General features: G+C 59.1%; 17 protein-coding genes and 1 pseudogene. 13 read left to right on the plus strand and 5 right to left on the minus strand.

Annotated features, from left to right (window positions below; genetic code table 11):
* Nucleotides 1-11: 11 nt before the first annotated feature.
* Entirely contained in the window at nt 12-245 is a 234-nt protein-coding gene (gene rpmB / locus ACMXYI_RS06150; protein WP_007894701.1) for a 50S ribosomal protein L28, read from the minus strand.
* 445 nt (nt 246-690) lie between these two features.
* On the opposite strand from rpmB, the gene ACMXYI_RS06155 reads away from it, so the two are divergent.
* Nucleotides 691-2277, plus strand: a complete 1587-nt coding sequence (locus tag ACMXYI_RS06155) for an ABC transporter substrate-binding protein (RefSeq protein WP_415772239.1) — start codon at nt 691-693, stop codon at nt 2275-2277.
* Between the two features lie 130 nt (nt 2278-2407).
* Here ACMXYI_RS06155 and radC read toward each other — a convergent pair whose 3' ends face one another.
* Nucleotides 2408-3082 carry a RadC family protein gene (gene radC / locus ACMXYI_RS06160; RefSeq protein ID WP_415772240.1) on the minus strand — a complete coding sequence of 225 codons (675 nt, stop codon included), beginning with the start codon at nt 3080-3082 and terminating at the stop codon, nt 2408-2410.
* Between the two features lie 136 nt (nt 3083-3218).
* Between radC and coaBC the strand changes: the two genes are divergently transcribed.
* From coaBC to ACMXYI_RS06195, 7 genes and pseudogenes are all read left to right on the plus strand, one after another.
* Nucleotides 3219-4427 carry a bifunctional phosphopantothenoylcysteine decarboxylase/phosphopantothenate--cysteine ligase CoaBC gene (coaBC, locus tag ACMXYI_RS06165; protein ID WP_008150165.1) on the plus strand — a complete coding sequence of 403 codons (1209 nt, stop codon included), beginning with the start codon at nt 3219-3221 and terminating at the stop codon, nt 4425-4427.
* 5 nt (nt 4428-4432) lie between these two features.
* Nucleotides 4433-4888, plus strand: coding sequence for a dUTP diphosphatase (gene dut, locus ACMXYI_RS06170; protein WP_140675509.1), 456 nt, complete (start codon nt 4433-4435; stop codon nt 4886-4888).
* A 267-nt stretch (nt 4889-5155) separates the two neighbouring features.
* A pseudogene (locus ACMXYI_RS06175) lies at nt 5156-6532 on the plus strand (phosphomannomutase/phosphoglucomutase); the annotation flags it as partial.
* 25 nt (nt 6533-6557) lie between these two features.
* A complete protein-coding gene (gene argB / locus ACMXYI_RS06180; protein ID WP_010465204.1) occupies nt 6558-7463 on the plus strand; it encodes an acetylglutamate kinase in 906 nt (301 codons plus the stop codon).
* Between the two features lie 190 nt (nt 7464-7653).
* A complete protein-coding gene (locus tag ACMXYI_RS06185) occupies nt 7654-7863 on the plus strand; it encodes a hypothetical protein (RefSeq protein WP_415772242.1) in 210 nt (69 codons plus the stop codon).
* 17 nt (nt 7864-7880) lie between these two features.
* Nucleotides 7881-8450: a hypothetical protein gene (locus ACMXYI_RS06190; protein ID WP_415772243.1), complete on the plus strand. Its 570-nt coding sequence runs from the start codon at nt 7881-7883 to the stop codon at nt 8448-8450.
* Nucleotides 8440-8823, plus strand: coding sequence for a hypothetical protein (locus tag ACMXYI_RS06195; protein WP_415772245.1), 384 nt, complete (start codon nt 8440-8442; stop codon nt 8821-8823). Before ACMXYI_RS06190 ends, ACMXYI_RS06195 begins: the two co-directional genes overlap by 11 nt.
* A 43-nt stretch (nt 8824-8866) precedes the next feature.
* On the opposite strand, the gene pyrE is transcribed toward ACMXYI_RS06195, so the two are convergent.
* Entirely contained in the window at nt 8867-9511 is a 645-nt protein-coding gene (gene pyrE / locus ACMXYI_RS06200; protein WP_007934609.1) for an orotate phosphoribosyltransferase, read from the minus strand.
* 82 nt (nt 9512-9593) lie between these two features.
* On the opposite strand from pyrE, the gene ACMXYI_RS06205 reads away from it, so the two are divergent.
* Nucleotides 9594-10373 carry an exodeoxyribonuclease III gene (locus ACMXYI_RS06205; RefSeq protein WP_007934608.1) on the plus strand — a complete coding sequence of 260 codons (780 nt, stop codon included), beginning with the start codon at nt 9594-9596 and terminating at the stop codon, nt 10371-10373.
* A 60-nt stretch (nt 10374-10433) separates the two neighbouring features.
* Here the strand turns inward: ACMXYI_RS06205 and ACMXYI_RS06210 are convergent, their stop codons facing one another.
* Complete coding sequence (locus ACMXYI_RS06210; protein WP_415772247.1) at nt 10434-10802, minus strand: DUF4870 domain-containing protein; 369 nt, start codon at nt 10800-10802, stop codon at nt 10434-10436.
* 28 nt (nt 10803-10830) lie between these two features.
* Entirely contained in the window at nt 10831-11553 is a 723-nt protein-coding gene (gene rph, locus ACMXYI_RS06215; RefSeq protein WP_046045041.1) for a ribonuclease PH, read from the minus strand.
* Nucleotides 11554-11822: 269 nt separating this feature from the next.
* Here rph and ACMXYI_RS06220 point away from each other — a divergent pair, with 269 nt between their 5' ends.
* From ACMXYI_RS06220 to spoT, 4 genes are all read left to right on the plus strand, one after another.
* Nucleotides 11823-12686, plus strand: coding sequence for a YicC/YloC family endoribonuclease (locus ACMXYI_RS06220; protein WP_415772249.1), 864 nt, complete (start codon nt 11823-11825; stop codon nt 12684-12686).
* Between the two features lie 12 nt (nt 12687-12698).
* Nucleotides 12699-13319: a guanylate kinase gene (gmk, locus tag ACMXYI_RS06225; RefSeq protein ID WP_050681654.1), complete on the plus strand. Its 621-nt coding sequence runs from the start codon at nt 12699-12701 to the stop codon at nt 13317-13319.
* A gap of 167 nt (nt 13320-13486) precedes the next feature.
* Nucleotides 13487-13750, plus strand: coding sequence for a DNA-directed RNA polymerase subunit omega (gene rpoZ / locus ACMXYI_RS06230; RefSeq protein ID WP_007894670.1), 264 nt, complete (start codon nt 13487-13489; stop codon nt 13748-13750).
* Between the two features lie 57 nt (nt 13751-13807).
* Nucleotides 13808-15913: a bifunctional GTP diphosphokinase/guanosine-3',5'-bis pyrophosphate 3'-pyrophosphohydrolase gene (gene spoT / locus ACMXYI_RS06235; RefSeq protein ID WP_038980727.1), complete on the plus strand. Its 2106-nt coding sequence runs from the start codon at nt 13808-13810 to the stop codon at nt 15911-15913.
* Nucleotides 15914-15919 lie beyond the last annotated feature (6 nt).

Genomic DNA, 15919 nt, shown 5'->3' on the forward strand with positions numbered 1-15919 from the left:
GATTAGCTCCCTTAGATCTTGCCAGCTTTGCGGATTTCGGCCAGCACGACAGTGATGCCACGCTTGTCGATGATACGCATGCCTTTGGCAGATACGCGCAGACGCACGAAACGTTTCTCTTCTTCAACCCAGAAGCGGTGATGCTGCAGGTTCGGCAGGAAACGACGACGGGTTTTGTTGTTTGCGTGGGAAATGTTATTCCCAGTCACCGGACCCTTACCGGTAACTTGACATACTCTCGACATGCCTCAGCCCTCTAAAACCACATGCCCAACCCGGCATGGGTTGGCCGCTTAATCTCTCAGTCATTTGGCGCCAGGCGCCGCGTTTCTTTAGAGGTCTTACCGGCTACACCTACAGTGAAGGAACCGGGCCCCTAGAAAAGAGCGCTGCTTTATACCAGAAAGACTGGAGAGCAACAACATTCCGTGTGAACAGACTTGATAAAAAGCCCGTTTTTCTGGCTCTGAGCGCCTTGGATAAAGGCTATCGTCGATGAAGACCGCTCGTCGCAGAGAATCGGCCAATCGACCGATTCCGGGTTTTCCTCGGCCCGCATCACCGAAAACAAGCGCACATAGTCCCCTTAAAATGAAAAAGGGGATAGTCATTTACAAAAGAGCCCACTAGGGTAAGCCTTTTCCAGACTGCACTTGCAGATGGGCCTTCGATCTGTAAAGGAATCCGACCATGCGCCTCGCTGCCCTACCGCTGCTGCTTGCCCCGCTTCTGCTGAGCCCATTGGCCCATGCCGCCGCCCTGAGCGTCTGCACCGAGGCCAGCCCGGAAGGGTTCGACGTGGTGCAATACAACTCGCTGACCACCACCAACGCCTCGGCCGACGTGCTGATGAATAGCCTGGTGGACTTCGATACGGCCAGCGGCAAAGTGGTCGCCAGCCTTGCGGACAGCTGGGAAGTCACACCCGACGGTCTGACGTACGTGTTCAAGCTTCACCCACAGGTGAATTTCCACCGCACTGAATTTTTCAGCCCGACGCGCGAGCTGACCGCCGAAGACGTCAAGTTCAGTTTCGACCGCATGCTCGACCCGGCACATCCTTGGCACAAAGTGGCCCAGAGCGGCTTCCCGCATGCCCAGTCGATGCAGTTGCCGGCACTGATCAAGAAGATCGATGCCCTGGATCCGTTGACCATCAGGTTTACGCTTGACCACCCCGACTCAACCTTCCTCGCCACCTTGAGCATGGGTTTCGCCTCGATCTATTCGGCTGAATACGCCGACAAATTGCTGAAGGCTGGTACTCCGGAGAAGCTCAACAGCCAGCCGATCGGCACTGGCCCCTTCGTTTTCACGCGCTTCCAGAAAGATGCCTCGATTCGCTACAAGGCCAACCCGGACTACTTCCGCGGCAAGCCTTCGGTGGATCCGCTGATTTTCGCCATCACCCCTGACGCCAACGTGCGTTTGCAGAAATTGCGCCGCAACGAGTGCCAGATCGCCCTGTCGCCCAAGCCTCTGGACGTACAGGCAGCGCTGAAAGAACCGACCTTGAAAGTCGAAAAGACTGACGCGTTCATGACCGCGTTCGTCGGCATCAACAGCCAGCATCCACCACTGGACAAGCCTGAAGTACGTCAGGCGATCAATCTCGCGTTCGACAAGGCCAACTACGTCAAAGCCGTGTTCGAAGACACCGCCGAGCCCGCCAACGGGCCTTATCCACCCAACACCTGGAGCTACGCCAAAGGCTTGCCGGGTTACCCGCACGACGTCGAAAAGGCCCGCGCACTGATGGCCAAGGCCGGGCTCAAGGACGGTTTCCAGACCACCATCTGGACCCGACCTTCTGGCAGCCTGCTCAACCCGAACCCGAGCCTCAGCGCTCAAATGTTGCAATCCGATCTCGCGGAAATCGGCATCCAGGCCGAAATTCGGGTGATCGAATGGGGTGAACTGATTCGCCGCGCCAAGGCTGGCGAGCATGACCTGCTGTTCATGGGCTGGGCCGGCGACAACGGCGACCCGGACAACTTCCTCACGCCGCAGTTTTCCTGCGCCGCGGTCAAGTCCGGCACCAACTTCGCCCGCTACTGCAACCAGGACCTGGACAAGCTGATCAGTGCCGGCAAGACCACCGGCGAGCAAGGTGTGCGCACCAAGCTCTACGAGCAGGCTCAGGCGCAGATCCAGCAGCAGGCGCTGTGGCTGCCGCTGGCCCACCCGACCGCCTTCGCGCTGACGCGCAAGGACGTTGAGGGCTACTCGGTCAGCCCGTTCGGCCGCCAGGACTACTCGAAGGTCATCCTCAAGTAAATCCGCCCTACGCAAAACCTGTGGGAGCGGGCTTGCTCGCGAAAGCAGTGTGTCAGTAGACATTGCATTGACTGACACGACGCCTTCGCGAGCAAGCCCGCTTCCCCACAGGGGTTAGGAATCCCTCCCCTCACATCCACCCGTACTCGGCCATGGACAGCGGATCGCCGTCACCGATGATGAAATGGTCGAGCACCCGCACATCAATCAGATCCAGCGCCTCTTGCAGGCGCTTGGTCAGCGTTCGGTCGGCTTGACTGGGGTTGGTATTACCCGACGGGTGGTTATGGCAGAGGATCAACGCTGCGGCGTTGTGGGCCAACGCGCGTTTAACCACTTGTCTCGGATAGACACTGGTGCTGTCGATGGAGCCGCGAAACAGCACTTCAAAGATCAGCACTTGATGCCTGGAATCCAAAAACAGACAGCCGAACACCTCGTGAGGCTCATGGCGCAACATTGACTTCAGGTAATCACGAACCGCCTGCGGATTTTCCAGAGCCGATTTTTGGCGCGCACGTTCGGCCAAATGCCGCCGGCTCATTTCCTGGACCGCTTGCAACTGAGCGAATTTCGCCGGCCCGAGCCCCAATTGCCTGCTGAATGCTTCCTGATCGGCCTCGAGCAGTGCACGCAGACTGCCAAACTGATTCAACAGGTGTCGCGCCAGATCTACCGCGCTTTTACCCGACACGCCCGTTCGTAAAAAAATCGCCAGCAGTTCGGCGTCCGAAAGGCTCCCCGAGCCCAACTCAAGCAACCTCTCCCGCGGCCGTTCCGCCGCTGGCCAATCACGAATACTCATAGCACCTCCCTGGTCTGTGGGCGCCGCTGTTCCGTAGCGGGCGCTGTGATATCGTAGCCCATCTTTTTTGCGGGCGATTTCACTCCTGGGGAGGGGGTATCGCCATGCAGTCATCAACGAAATGAAAGGCAGACCTATGCAGCGGCTGTATCGGAAACGCATCGTTCTGGGCGTCGGCGGTGGCATTGCTGCCTACAAAAGCGCCGACCTGGTTCGCCGCCTGATCGACCAGGGCGCCGAAGTGCGCGTGGTCATGACCCGTGGCGGCAGCGAGTTCATCACGCCGTTGACCATGCAGGCCTTGTCCGGCCACCCGGTTCATCTCGACCTGCTGGACCCGGCGGCCGAAGCCGCCATGGGCCACATCGAGCTGGCCAAATGGGCCGACCTCGTGTTGATCGCCCCCGCCACCGCGGACCTGATCGCTCGCCTGGCCCAAGGCATTGCCGACGACTTGCTGACCACGCTGGTGCTCGCTACCGACGCCGTGGTCGCCGTTGCGCCTGCAATGAACCAGGCCATGTGGCGCGACCCGGCGACCCAGGCCAACCTGCAAACCCTCGAAAGCCGTGGCCTGAAAACCTTCGGCCCGGCCTCCGGCAGCCAGGCCTGCGGCGACGTCGGCATGGGTCGCATGCTCGAAGCCACCGACCTCGCCCAGTGCGCGGCGGACTGCTTCCAGCGTCAGGCGCTGACCGGCAAACACGTGCTGATCACCGCTGGCCCGACCCAGGAAAACATCGACCCGGTGCGCTACATCACCAACCACAGCTCCGGGAAGATGGGCTTTGCCCTGGCCGAAGCCGCGGTGGAAGCCGGCGCCCGTGTAACCCTGATCACCGGTCCGGTGCACCTGCCAACCCCGGATCGCGTCACCCGCATCGACGTGGTCAGCGCTCGCGACATGCTCGCCGCGTGTGAAGCCGCGATCCCTTGCGACCTGTTCATCGCCTCGGCAGCGGTCGCGGACTACCGCCCGGAAGTCGTCGCCCCACAGAAACTCAAGAAAGACCCTACGAACGGCGACGGCTTGTTGCTACAGATGGTGCGCAACCCGGACATCCTGGCCACCATCGCCACGCGCCCCGATCGTCCGTTCAGTGTGGGATTCGCCGCCGAAACCGAACACCTGCTCGACTACGCTGCCCGCAAGTTGAAAGACAAGAACCTCGATTTGATCGTCGCCAACGACGTCGCCAACCCGAGCATTGGCTTCAACAGCGAAGAAAACGCCTGCAGCGTGATCGACCGCCAGCTACACGCCACACTTTTCGCCCAGACCAGCAAGAGCAAGATTGCCCGCCAGCTGATCACTTTTATCGCCGAACGTCTGAACCAGGTTTAATTTACATGCACACTTTGCAAGCCAAGATCCTCGACCCTCGCATCGGTACCGATTTCCCGCTGCCGCAGTACGCCACGCCAGGCTCCGCCGGCCTCGACCTGCGCGCCATGCTGGAAAAAGACACCGTCATCAAGCCGGGCGAAACCCTGCTGATTCCTACCGGCCTGTCGGTGTACATCGGCGATCCGGGCCTGGCGGCGCTGATCCTGCCGCGCTCCGGCCTGGGCCATAAACACGGCATCGTGCTGGGCAACCTGGTCGGCCTGATCGACTCCGATTACCAGGGCCCGCTGATGGTGTCGTGCTGGAACCGTGGCCAGACCGACTTCAACATCGTGGTCGGCGAGCGTTTGGCTCAACTGGTTTTGGTGCCAGTGGTTCAAGCGCACTTCGAGATGGTCGAAGAGTTCGTTGAAACCGAACGCGGTACGGGCGGTTTCGGGCATTCCGGTAGCCATTGATCGAAAAGCTGACGACCTTGTGGTGAAGGAGCAAGCTCCCTCACCACAAATTGCACAGACGTCATCTGGAAGGTTTATTACTGAAAATCAAGGCATTGGCCATTCCATTACACGCTGATGTCGGGGTCATGGCCTTTACACACCACGAACTCTCAGTGGAAAAAGCCGTCATACCCTTCAGTTTGAGCCTGTCGACGAGTTCTTCGCGGCAGGTCCAGCCACTTTCGAGATGGAGCATTTCTACAGATGAGCACCCCAGCCCAAGTCGCACCCAAGTTTCCCGACAGCATCTTCCGCGCCTACGATATTCGCGGCACCGTCCCGGAATTCTTGAACGCTGAAACCGCTTATTGGCTCGGTCGCGCCATCGGCTCCCAGAGCCTGGCCCAGGACGAACCCAATGTGTCCGTCGGCCGTGACGGCCGTCTGTCCGGTCCGGAACTGGTCGAACAACTGATCAAAGGCCTCGCCGACAGCGGTTGCCACGTCAGCGACGTCGGCCTGGTGCCAACGCCTGCGCTCTACTACGCCGCCAACGTACTGGCCGGCAAATCCGGCGTGATGCTCACCGGCAGCCACAACCCGTCGAACTACAACGGCTTCAAGATCGTCATCGCTGGCGACACCCTGGCCAACGAACAGATCCAGGCCCTGCACGAACGCCTCAAGACCAACAACCTGAGCAGCGGCAAGGGCAGCATCACCCAGGTCGAGATCCTCGATCGCTACAACACCGAAATCGTCCAGGACATCAAACTGGCTCGCCGCCTGAAAGTCGTGGTCGACTGCGGTAACGGCGCGGCCGGCGTGATCGCCCCGCAACTGATCGAAGCCCTGAACTGCGAAGTTATCCCGCTGTTCTGCGACGTCGACGGCAACTTCCCGAACCACCATCCGGATCCGGGCAAGCCTGAAAACCTCGTGGACCTGATCGCCAAGGTCAAGGAAACCAACGCTGACCTCGGTCTGGCCTTCGACGGCGACGGCGACCGCGTCGGCGTGGTGACCAACACCGGCAGCATCGTCTACCCGGACCGTCTGCTGATGCTGTTCGCCCGTGACGTACTGGCGCGCAATGCTGCCGCGGAGATCATCTTCGACGTCAAATGCACCCGTCGCCTGACGCCGCTGATCAAGGAATACGGCGGCCGTCCGCTAATGTGGAAGACCGGTCACTCGTTGATCAAAAAGAAAATGAAACAAACCGGCGCCCTGTTGGCCGGCGAAATGAGCGGGCACATCTTCTTCAAGGAGCGCTGGTTCGGTTTCGACGACGGCATTTACAGCGCCGCGCGCCTGCTGGAGATCCTCAGCAAAGAAAAATCCACAGCGGAAGAGCTGTTTGCGACCTTCCCGAACGATATTTCTACGCCAGAAATCAATATCCATGTGACCGAAGAGAGCAAATTCAGCATCATTGATGCATTGCACGACGCGAAGTGGGGCGAAGGCGCCGACCTGACCACCATCGACGGCGTGCGAGTCGACTACGCCAAAGGCTGGGGCCTGGTGCGCGCGTCCAACACCACACCGGTGCTGGTGCTGCGCTTCGAGGCCGATGACGAGGCGGAATTGCAGCGCATCAAGGACGTATTCAAAGTCCAGTTGAAGCGTGTTGCACCTGATCTCCAATTACCGTTTTGATTTAACGAAGCACCCGGAGCCCTGAATGACCCTCGAACGCGAAGCCGCCGCCAACACCGCCAAGGTCCTGTCCGAAGCGCTGCCTTACATTCGCCGCTATGTCGGCAAGACGCTGGTGATCAAATACGGCGGCAACGCGATGGAAAGCGAGGAGCTGAAAACCGGCTTCGCCCGCGACATCGTGCTGATGAAAGCCGTCGGCATTAACCCGGTGGTGGTTCACGGCGGCGGCCCGCAAATCGGCGACCTGCTCAAGCGTCTGTCGATCGAGAGCCACTTCATCGATGGCATGCGCGTGACTGACGCGCAAACCATGGACGTGGTGGAAATGGTCCTCGGCGGCCAGGTGAACAAGGACATCGTCAACCTGATCAACCGTCATGGCGGCAGCGCCATCGGCCTGACCGGCAAAGACGCCGAGCTGATTCGTGCGAAGAAACTCACCGTGACCCGCCAGACGCCGGAGATGACCCAACCGGAAATCATCGACATCGGCCAAGTGGGCGAAGTAGTCGGCATCAACACCGACCTGCTGAACCTGCTGGTCAAAGGTGACTTCATCCCGGTGATCGCGCCAATCGGTGTCGGCGCCAACGGCGAGTCTTACAACATCAACGCTGACCTGGTGGCCGGCAAAGTCGCCGAAGCGCTGAAAGCTGAAAAGCTGATGCTGCTGACCAACATCGCTGGCCTGATGGACAAGTCGGGCACGGTTCTCACTGGCCTGACAACCCAACAGGTCGATGAGCTGATCGCCGACGGCACCATCTACGGCGGCATGCTGCCGAAGATCCGTTGCGCGCTGGAAGCCGTGCAAGGTGGCGTGGGCAGCTCATTGATCATCGATGGCCGGGTGCCGAATGCGATTCTTCTGGAAATCTTCACCGATACCGGTGTGGGTACCTTGATCAGCAATCGCAAGCGTCACTGATTCAAGAACGTCAAAAGATCGCACCCTTCAGCAGCACCTATGGATGTACGAATATTCCGTAGGAGCTGACGAAGTCTGCGATCTTTTTTATGCGCGCAGGAAATGCCTGACCTGATTAAGCGAAACGTCCGACATCCCGCCAGCACTAGTCCGCATAGGATCTTCCCTGTATCCACAGGAGAACGACCCCATGCAAAAAGTTTACGCACCTAACGGCAGCGACGTTTCCGCAGGTACCTACGAATGCGCCGACTGCGGCTACGAATATTCCAACCAATCGAAAAAATCCTTGCCACCCTGCCCGCAACACCTGGATTCATTGCACGTAGAAAATGGCTGGAAAATCCTCAGCGGCCAAGGAGACGCAACGGACGATCCTTATCCGAAATCCGGTAAGTGATCACGGGAGACTCAGCCATGCAGATCTCGTTCACGATCGACGCCCAGGCTTTCGAGCAGGAGCAGAAGGAACCGGTCAAAAAGACCCTGAAGATTTCCGACGGCGAAATCGCTCATGCCTTACAGCGTATCGCCAAGGCGAGCCTGACCGAATACTTGAAAATGCTGGTTGAAGGCGGCATGCCGAGTCGGGCCGATGAAGCGAAACAGGATCGCTTGCTGTATCTGATTCAAAGCTACTTCGGGCAAACATTGCCGACCGAATCTCAGATATCGACGATTTTTCAGCTGACCCAGAGCCAAAGCAAAACCCTGCTGAAAAATACGGTTTCGCGCTTTCGCAATCAGCTGGACGATATTCTGCAGCACAGCATGCGAGCCGTGATCGAGTCTGCGGAACATGCGCAGACGGTGTACCTGGTGGTGATCAGTTCGGACGTCATTCGTGATGAGCTGAACATGCTGATCACACAGAACGAACCGACCTTCAAACCCATCACAAAACGTAAAGGCAGCGCCGGGCAGTTCGAGATTAGCGAGGATTCCCACGACCTGCTCTGCGCAACGCTGGGGATCAATGCCGTTTAGTGACATCGTGGCGGTCAGTGGATTGCTGCTGACCTTGACCACCTTCATGTTCAACCTGGCGTGGCCGAGGCTGCATGAAGCACTGGAGCTGGATGAAAGCCAATCTGGCCCACTCGCCAGAAAACGCGGTCGAAAAAAGGTAACGAACGTTTTGTTCGCCTGCGCCCTCCCTCTGACCAGCGCCTTCCTGGCACTGTTTTACGTCAACTTGCCTGCCGCCGTGAAAATCATTGGCAGCAGCACGCTGAATCTTTGGGACTTTGACGTAGATCGCACGCTTTACGTGATGGTTGTGTTTGCACTGATGGTGTTTGCGCTGTTCAACGCACGGTTGACCCTGCGCCTGTGTGCTAAATGGCGCAGCCTGCGTTAATCGCCAGATGTAAAAAATGCCCTGTAAAAACAGGGCCTTTTCGTTAAACGCCGAACTGTGCGCGGTAAGCTTCAACCGCTGGCAGGTGTTGCTTGAGCTGCGGATCGTCCGCCAGGAATTCGAGCACCTGGTTCAGCGAAACAATGCTGATCACCGGGATGCCGAAGTCACGCTCCACTTCCTGGATGGCCGACAACTCGCCGTTGCCACGCTCCTGACGGTTCAGGGCGATGAGCACGCCCGCGGCCTTGGCGCCGTCCTGGGAAGCGATGATCTGCATCACTTCGCGGATGGCGGTGCCAGCGGTGATCACGTCGTCGATGATCAGCACGTCGCCGGTCAACGGGGCGCCGACCAGACTGCCGCCTTCGCCGTGAGCCTTGGCTTCCTTGCGGTTGAAGCACCATGGCAAATCACGGTCATGATGCTCGGCCAAGGCCACTGCGGTGGTCGCCGCCAAAGGGATGCCTTTGTAGGCTGGACCGAACAAAACGTCGAACGAAATACCGCTCTCGACGATGGCCGCCGCATAGAAACGACCCAGCTGCGCAAGGGCCGAACCCGAGTTGAACAGGCCGGCATTGAAGAAGTAAGGACTGGTGCGTCCGGACTTCAGGGTGAACTCGCCGAAGCGCAAAACGCCGCGATCGATGGCAAAACGAATGAAATCGCGCTGATACGCTTGCATGAAAAAAACCCCAAATACCACGGATTTAGCTAATTAGGTTGACGCCGTGTATCATACACGCACGCGATTTTTGGGGCCATTTATGCGGATCATCAGTGTGAACGTCAATGGTATTCAGGCTGCAGTGGAGCGAGGGTTGCTCAGTTGGCTGCAAGCACAGAATGCCGACGTCATCTGCCTGCAGGACACCCGCGCCTCCGCCTTTGAACTGGACGATCCAGCCTTCCAACTGGATGGCTACTTCCTTTATGCCTGCGAAGCCGAAGTTCCCGCCCAAGGTGGCGTGGCTTTGTATTCGCGGCTGCAACCGAAGGCAGTCATCAGCGGTCTCGGCTTCGAGACGGCCGACCGCTACGGGCGCTACCTGCAAGCCGATTTCGACAAGGTCAGCATCGCGACCTTACTGCTCCCTTCGGGGCAGAACGGCGATGAAGATTTGAACCAGAAGTTCAAGCTAATGGACGATTTCGCCCGTTATCTGGATAAACAGCGACGCAAACGTCGCGAGTACATTTACTGTGGCTCGCTGTACGTGGCGCAACAGAAGCTGGATATCAAGAACTGGCGCGACAGCCAGCAATCCCCGGGTTTCCTGGCACCTGAACGTGCCTGGATGGACGAGATTGTCGGCAACATGGGCTATGTCGATGCCCTGCGCGAAGTCAGTCGTGAAGGTGACCAGTACAGCTGGTGGCCGGATAACGAACAGGCTGAAATGCTCAACCTCGGTTGGCGTTTCGACTATCAGTTGCTGACTCCGGGCCTGCGTCGCTTCGTACGTAGCGCACGCTTGCCACGTCAGCCACGGTTCTCGCAACATGCACCGCTGATCGTGGACTACGACTGGACGCTGACCATCTAAGCGTCTTTTCGCACACACAAAAAAGCCGACATCGCTGTCGGCTTTTTTGTGGGCAACGATTTATTTGATCAACCGCCAAGTGAAAGGATACCGATAAGGCACCCCTTCATTGGCTTTCACGCCACCAATGATCGTCAGCACCAGCGCACCGATCGCCAACAGAGCGAACAGGAAGAACCCGACGATCACCAACATCAGCAGCAAGCAGATGGCGGAGGCAATGGCGACGGTGATCTGGAAGTTCAGCGCCTCCTTGCCTTGAGCATCAACAAACGGGTCCATCTCGCGCTTCATCTGCCAGAGAATCAGCGGGCCGATCAGCGTGCCGAACGGAACCCAGATCCCCAGCAAGGCGGACAGGTGACAAAACATTGCCCACTGCCGAACCTCTTTGCTCGGGGTGGGAAGCAGCTGTTGCTCGTCACTCATGGCGTCCTCCTTACTTGGAGCGGTCCAATCAGTCGGCCAGTGCAGCCTTTTGCAGCTCGAAGATTTCGCTCATGCCTTTCTTCGCCAACTCAAGCATAGCGTTCAGCTCTTCCGGCTGGAACGGCGCCCCTTCGGCAGTACCCTGAACCTCAATGAAACCGCCAGTGCTGGTCATCACCACGTTCAGGTCAGTCTCGGCAGCCGAGTCTTCCAGGTAGTCGAGGTCGAGTACCGGCTCGCCCTGATACATGCCCACCGATACGGCAGCAATCATTTGCTTGAGCGGGTCGCCGCCTTTCAGGCCGCCGCGCTTCTTGATCACTTTCAAGGCATCGACCAGTGCAACCATGGCGCCGGTAATGGACGCGGTGCGGGTACCGCCGTCAGCCTGGATCACGTCGCAGTCGACGTACAGGGTGACGTCGCCCAGCTTGGACATGTCCAGCGAAGCGCGCAGGGAACGACCGATCAGACGCTGGATTTCCAGGGTGCGGCCGCCTTGTTTGCCGCGGCTCGCTTCACGCTGGTTACGCTCGCCAGTGGCGCGCGGCAGCATGCCGTATTCGGCGGTCAACCAGCCTTGGCCCTGACCTTTGAGGAAACGCGGCACGCCGTTCTCGACGCTGACGGTGCAGATGACTTTGGTATCACCGAACTCGACCAGTACAGATCCCTCGGCGTGTTTGGTGTAGTTGCGGGTAATGCGGATCGAGCGGAGCTGATCGGCAGCGCGACCACTTGGACGTTTCATAGGGAATACCTGTACGGGGGACGGAAAACTGCGGAGCATTATAGAGCCGCAGGGCCACGAGTGGGCACTTCTAAAAAATCCCCCGACGACTGAAGGCCCTGAACAGCGCTTTGCCGACGACCTGCAGCCCTTTGTCACACCGTGTGTTTGGGCGCATTCGCCCCACTGCGCTACAATCCTGCGCCTTTGCTGCCTCTGGGCTTAAATTCATATAGATCAGGCCTGCGAAACCTTTGGTAACGCATGAACCTGCATTGCGAGGTACCTCCATGGTGCACAGCATGACCGCCTTTGCCCGCGTCGAAAAAGCCGGCGCCCAAGGCACCCTGAGCTGGGAACTGCGCTCGGTCAACAGCCGCTACCTGGAGCCGCACCTGCGTCTGCCGGAGTCCTTTCGCGACCTCGAAGGCGCGGTCCGCGAAGCACTGCGCCAGGGAATCTCGCGCGGCAAGCTCGAATGCACCCTGCGCTTCACCGAAGAAAATACCGACAAACCACTGCAAGTGGACCGCGAGCGCGCCGCACAATTGGTCGCCGCCGCCGAGACCATCGCCGGCCTGATCAAAAATCCGGCCGCGCTGAACCCGCTAGAAGTCCTGGCCTGGCCCGGCGTGCTGGTAGGCGATGCGACCGACCCGCAAGCCTTGAATGCCGAAGCCCTGGCGCTGTTCAACCAAGGTCTGAAAGAACTCAAGGCCGGCCGCGAGCGCGAAGGCGCAGAGTTGGCGCGGTTGATCAACGATCGCCTGACCTCCATTGAAGAAGACGTGGTGACGCTGCGTGAACTGGTCCCGCAGATGCTTGCCACCCAGCGCCAGAAAGTCCTCGACCGCTTCGCCGACATGAAGGCCGAAATGGACCCGCAGCGGCTGGAGCAGGAAATGGTCATGCTCGCGCAAAAGAGCGACGTCGCCGAAGAACTGGATCGCCTGAGCACTCACATCATTGAAGTTCGCCGGGTCCTCAAATCCGGCGGCGCTGCCGGTCGGCGCCTGGACTTCCTGATGCAAGAGCTCAACCGCGAAGCCAACACACTGGGCTCCAAGGCCTTCGACCCGCGCAGCACCCAGGCGGCGGTCAACCTCAAAGTGTTGATCGAGCAGATGCGCGAACAAGTGCAGAATATTGAGTAAGGCAACCCTGACATGACCCACAGCACCGGCACCCTGTACATCATTTCCGCACCTTCGGGCGCGGGCAAGAGCAGCCTGGTCAAGGCCTTGACCGACGCTGATCAGGAGATCCGCGTCTCCGTCTCCCACACCACCCGCGCCATGCGCCCCGGTGAAGTGAACGGCGTGAACTATCACTTCGTCGAACGCAGCGAGTTCGTGAAGATGATCGAGCATGGGGATTTCCTCGAGCGCGCCGAAGTGTTCGGCAATCTCTACGGCACTTCGCAAAGCCACCTGCAGCAGACCCTGGACGAAGGCCACGACCTGATTCTGGAAATCGACTGGCAGGGCGCCGAGCAAGTGCGCAAGTTGATGCCCCAAGCCCGTTCGATCTTCATTCTGCCGCCGTCCCTGCAAGCCTTGCACCAGCGCCTGACCAATCGCGGCCAGGACAGCGACGAGATCATCGAAGGCCGGATGCGCGAAGCCGTCAGCGAAATGAGCCACTACGTCGACTACGATTACCTGATCATCAACGACGATTTCGCCCACGCACTGCGCGATTTGCAGGCGATTTTCCGTGCCAATCAGCTGCATCAGAAGCGCCAGCAGCAGCGTCACGGAAAACTTTTGGCCGAATTGCTCGGCTAAACAGCTCTTCCCAAAACCGTTGCAAGGGCTTTACATTGGCACTTGCAGCGCGTTGAAGGGCTTGGTCAAAAAATCAGCGCTTCCCTAATCGCTGGTGATTTTTTAAACTGTTGAGTCCGCTCGCCCACCCGGGCAGCGCGCATATTGCATTCGCTCCGAGGAATACCATGGCCCGCGTAACTGTTGAAGACTGCCTGAACCACGTGGAAAACCGTTTTGAACTGGTCATGCTGTCCACCAAGCGTGCCCGTCAACTGGCCACCGGCGGCAAAGAGCCCCTGGTTCAGTGGGAAAACGACAAGCCTACCGTTGTAGCCTTGCGTGAAATCGCTGAAGGCCTGATGAGCTACGAGTTCATCGCCAATGCTGAAATCGTCGAAGACGAACCGCTGTTCGCAGCGTTCGAGGACGAGTCCAACGAGGCAGTATAAGTCCATGCCTGGTCGACGTAGCACGGCGCGGGGTCACAACGAACGGCAGGAATTATCATGCCGAGCATAGACGCCCTCGCCGATCGCTTATCGACCTACCTCGGCAAGGACCAGGTCAACCTGGTCCGCCGAGCGTACTTCTACGCCGAACAAGCCCACGACGGCCAACGCCGCCGTAGCGGTGAGGCGTACGTCACGCACCCACTCGCGGTTGCGAATATTCTTGCCGACATGCACATGGACCATCAGAGCCTGATGGCTGCGATGCTGCATGACGTGATCGAAGACACCGGTATTGCCAAGGAAGCGCTGCAAGCGCAATTCGGCGAAACCGTGGCCGAACTGGTCGACGGGGTCAGCAAACTGACTCAGATGAACTTCGAGACCAAGGCCGAAGCCCAGGCTGAAAACTTCCAGAAAATGGCCATGGCCATGGCCCGCGACATTCGCGTGATCCTGGTCAAACTGGCCGACCGCCTGCACAACATGCGCACGCTGGAAGTCCTGTCCGGCGAAAAACGCCGACGGATCGCCAAGGAAACCCTGGAAATCTATGCGCCCATCGCCAACCGGTTGGGCATGCACGCCATCCGCATAGAATTCGAAGACCTCGGCTTCAAGGCGATGCACCCGATGCGTTCCGCGCGGATCAACCAGGCGGTCAAACGCGCCCGGGGTAACCGCAAGGAAATCGTCAACAAGATCGAAGAATCACTCAGCCACTGCCTGGCCATCGACGGCATACAGGGCGAGGTCAGCGGTCGTCAGAAGCACCTCTACGGCATCTACAAGAAAATGCGCGGCAAGCGTCGGGCCTTCAACGAGATCATGGACGTCTATGCGTTCCGGATCATCGTCGACAAGGTCGATACCTGCTACCGCGTGCTGGGTGCTGTGCATAATTTGTACAAACCGTTGCCGGGTCGCTTCAAGGATTACATCGCGATCCCCAAGGCCAACGGCTACCAGTCGCTGCACACCACGCTGTTCGGCATGCACGGTGTTCCGATCGAGATTCAGATCCGCACCCGTGAAATGGAAGAGATGGCCAACAACGGCATCGCCGCCCATTGGCTGTACAAATCCAGCGGCGACGAGCAGCCAAAAGGCACTCACGCCCGCGCCCGTCAGTGGGTCAAAGGCGTGCTGGAGATGCAGCAACGGGCCGGCAACTCGCTGGAATTCATCGAGAGCGTGAAGATCGACCTGTTCCCGGACGAGGTCTACGTGTTCACGCCCAAAGGCCGGATCATGGAGTTGCCCAAAGGCTCCACGGCGGTCGACTTCGCTTACGCGGTGCACACCGACGTGGGCAATAGCTGCATTGCCTGCCGGATCAATCGTCGTCTCGCACCGCTGTCCGAACCGCTGCAAAGCGGCTCCACGGTCGAGATCGTCAGCGCCCCGGGCGCGCGGCCAAACCCGGCGTGGCTCAACTTCGTAGTCACCGGCAAGGCGCGGACCCACATCCGCCATGCGCTGAAACTGCAACGCCGTTCCGAGTCCATCAGCCTCGGCGAACGCCTGCTGAACAAGGTGCTCAACGGTTTCGACAGCTCCCTGGAAAAAGTCCCGGTTGAGCGCGTGCAGTTGATGCTCCACGAATACCGCCTCGAACTGATCGAAGACCTGCTCGAAGACATCGGCCTGGGCAATCGCATGGCTTACGTGGTCGCCCGTCGCCTGCTTGGCGAAGGCGAACAGCTGCCAAGCCCGGAAGGCCCGCTGGCGATTCGTGGCACCGAGGGCCTGGTGCTCAGTTACGCCAAGTGCTGCACACCGATCCCGGGCGACCCGATTGTCGGCCACTTGTCCGCGGGCAAAGGCATGGTCGTGCACCTGGACAACTGCCGCAACATCAGCGAAATCCGCCACAACCCGGAAAAATGCATCCAGCTCTCGTGGGCCAAGGATGTCACCGGCGAATTCAATGTCGAGCTGCGCGTCGAGCTGGAACACCAGCGCGGCCTGATCGCTCTGCTGGCCAGCAGCGTCAACGCGGCCGACGGCAATATCGAAAAAATCAGCATGGACGAACGCGACGGTCGTATCAGCGTGGTCCAACTGGTGGTCAGTGTGCACGACCGCGTGCACCTGGCTCGCGTGATCAAGAAACTGCGCGCCCTGACCGGGGTGATTCGCATCACTCGCATGCGTGCGTAAGCCACT

This window comes from Pseudomonas lyxosi, from assembly GCF_047758685.1.
Classification (GTDB): domain Bacteria; phylum Pseudomonadota; class Gammaproteobacteria; order Pseudomonadales; family Pseudomonadaceae; genus Aquipseudomonas; species Aquipseudomonas lyxosi.

Coding starts and splice junctions, on each gene's coding strand:
- ACMXYI_RS06210 (WP_415772247.1), bottom strand. CDS start 10,802: ATGAGTGACGAGCAACAGCTGCTTCCCACCCCGAGCAAAGAGGTTCGG.
- rph (WP_046045041.1), bottom strand. CDS start 11,553: ATGAAACGTCCAAGTGGTCGCGCTGCCGATCAGCTCCGCTCGATCCGC.
- ACMXYI_RS06155 (WP_415772239.1), top strand. CDS start 691: ATGCGCCTCGCTGCCCTACCGCTGCTGCTTGCCCCGCTTCTGCTGAGC.
- radC (WP_415772240.1), bottom strand. CDS start 3,082: ATGAGTATTCGTGATTGGCCAGCGGCGGAACGGCCGCGGGAGAGGTTG.
- argB (WP_010465204.1), top strand. CDS start 6,558: ATGACCCTCGAACGCGAAGCCGCCGCCAACACCGCCAAGGTCCTGTCC.
- dut (WP_140675509.1), top strand. CDS start 4,433: ATGCACACTTTGCAAGCCAAGATCCTCGACCCTCGCATCGGTACCGAT.
- pyrE (WP_007934609.1), bottom strand. CDS start 9,511: ATGCAAGCGTATCAGCGCGATTTCATTCGTTTTGCCATCGATCGCGGC.
- ACMXYI_RS06185 (WP_415772242.1), top strand. CDS start 7,654: ATGCAAAAAGTTTACGCACCTAACGGCAGCGACGTTTCCGCAGGTACC.
- ACMXYI_RS06220 (WP_415772249.1), top strand. CDS start 11,823: ATGGTGCACAGCATGACCGCCTTTGCCCGCGTCGAAAAAGCCGGCGCC.
- rpoZ (WP_007894670.1), top strand. CDS start 13,487: ATGGCCCGCGTAACTGTTGAAGACTGCCTGAACCACGTGGAAAACCGT.
- gmk (WP_050681654.1), top strand. CDS start 12,699: ATGACCCACAGCACCGGCACCCTGTACATCATTTCCGCACCTTCGGGC.
- ACMXYI_RS06195 (WP_415772245.1), top strand. CDS start 8,440: ATGCCGTTTAGTGACATCGTGGCGGTCAGTGGATTGCTGCTGACCTTG.
- rpmB (WP_007894701.1), bottom strand. CDS start 245: ATGTCGAGAGTATGTCAAGTTACCGGTAAGGGTCCGGTGACTGGGAAT.
- spoT (WP_038980727.1), top strand. CDS start 13,808: ATGCCGAGCATAGACGCCCTCGCCGATCGCTTATCGACCTACCTCGGC.
- ACMXYI_RS06205 (WP_007934608.1), top strand. CDS start 9,594: ATGCGGATCATCAGTGTGAACGTCAATGGTATTCAGGCTGCAGTGGAG.
- ACMXYI_RS06190 (WP_415772243.1), top strand. CDS start 7,881: ATGCAGATCTCGTTCACGATCGACGCCCAGGCTTTCGAGCAGGAGCAG.
- coaBC (WP_008150165.1), top strand. CDS start 3,219: ATGCAGCGGCTGTATCGGAAACGCATCGTTCTGGGCGTCGGCGGTGGC.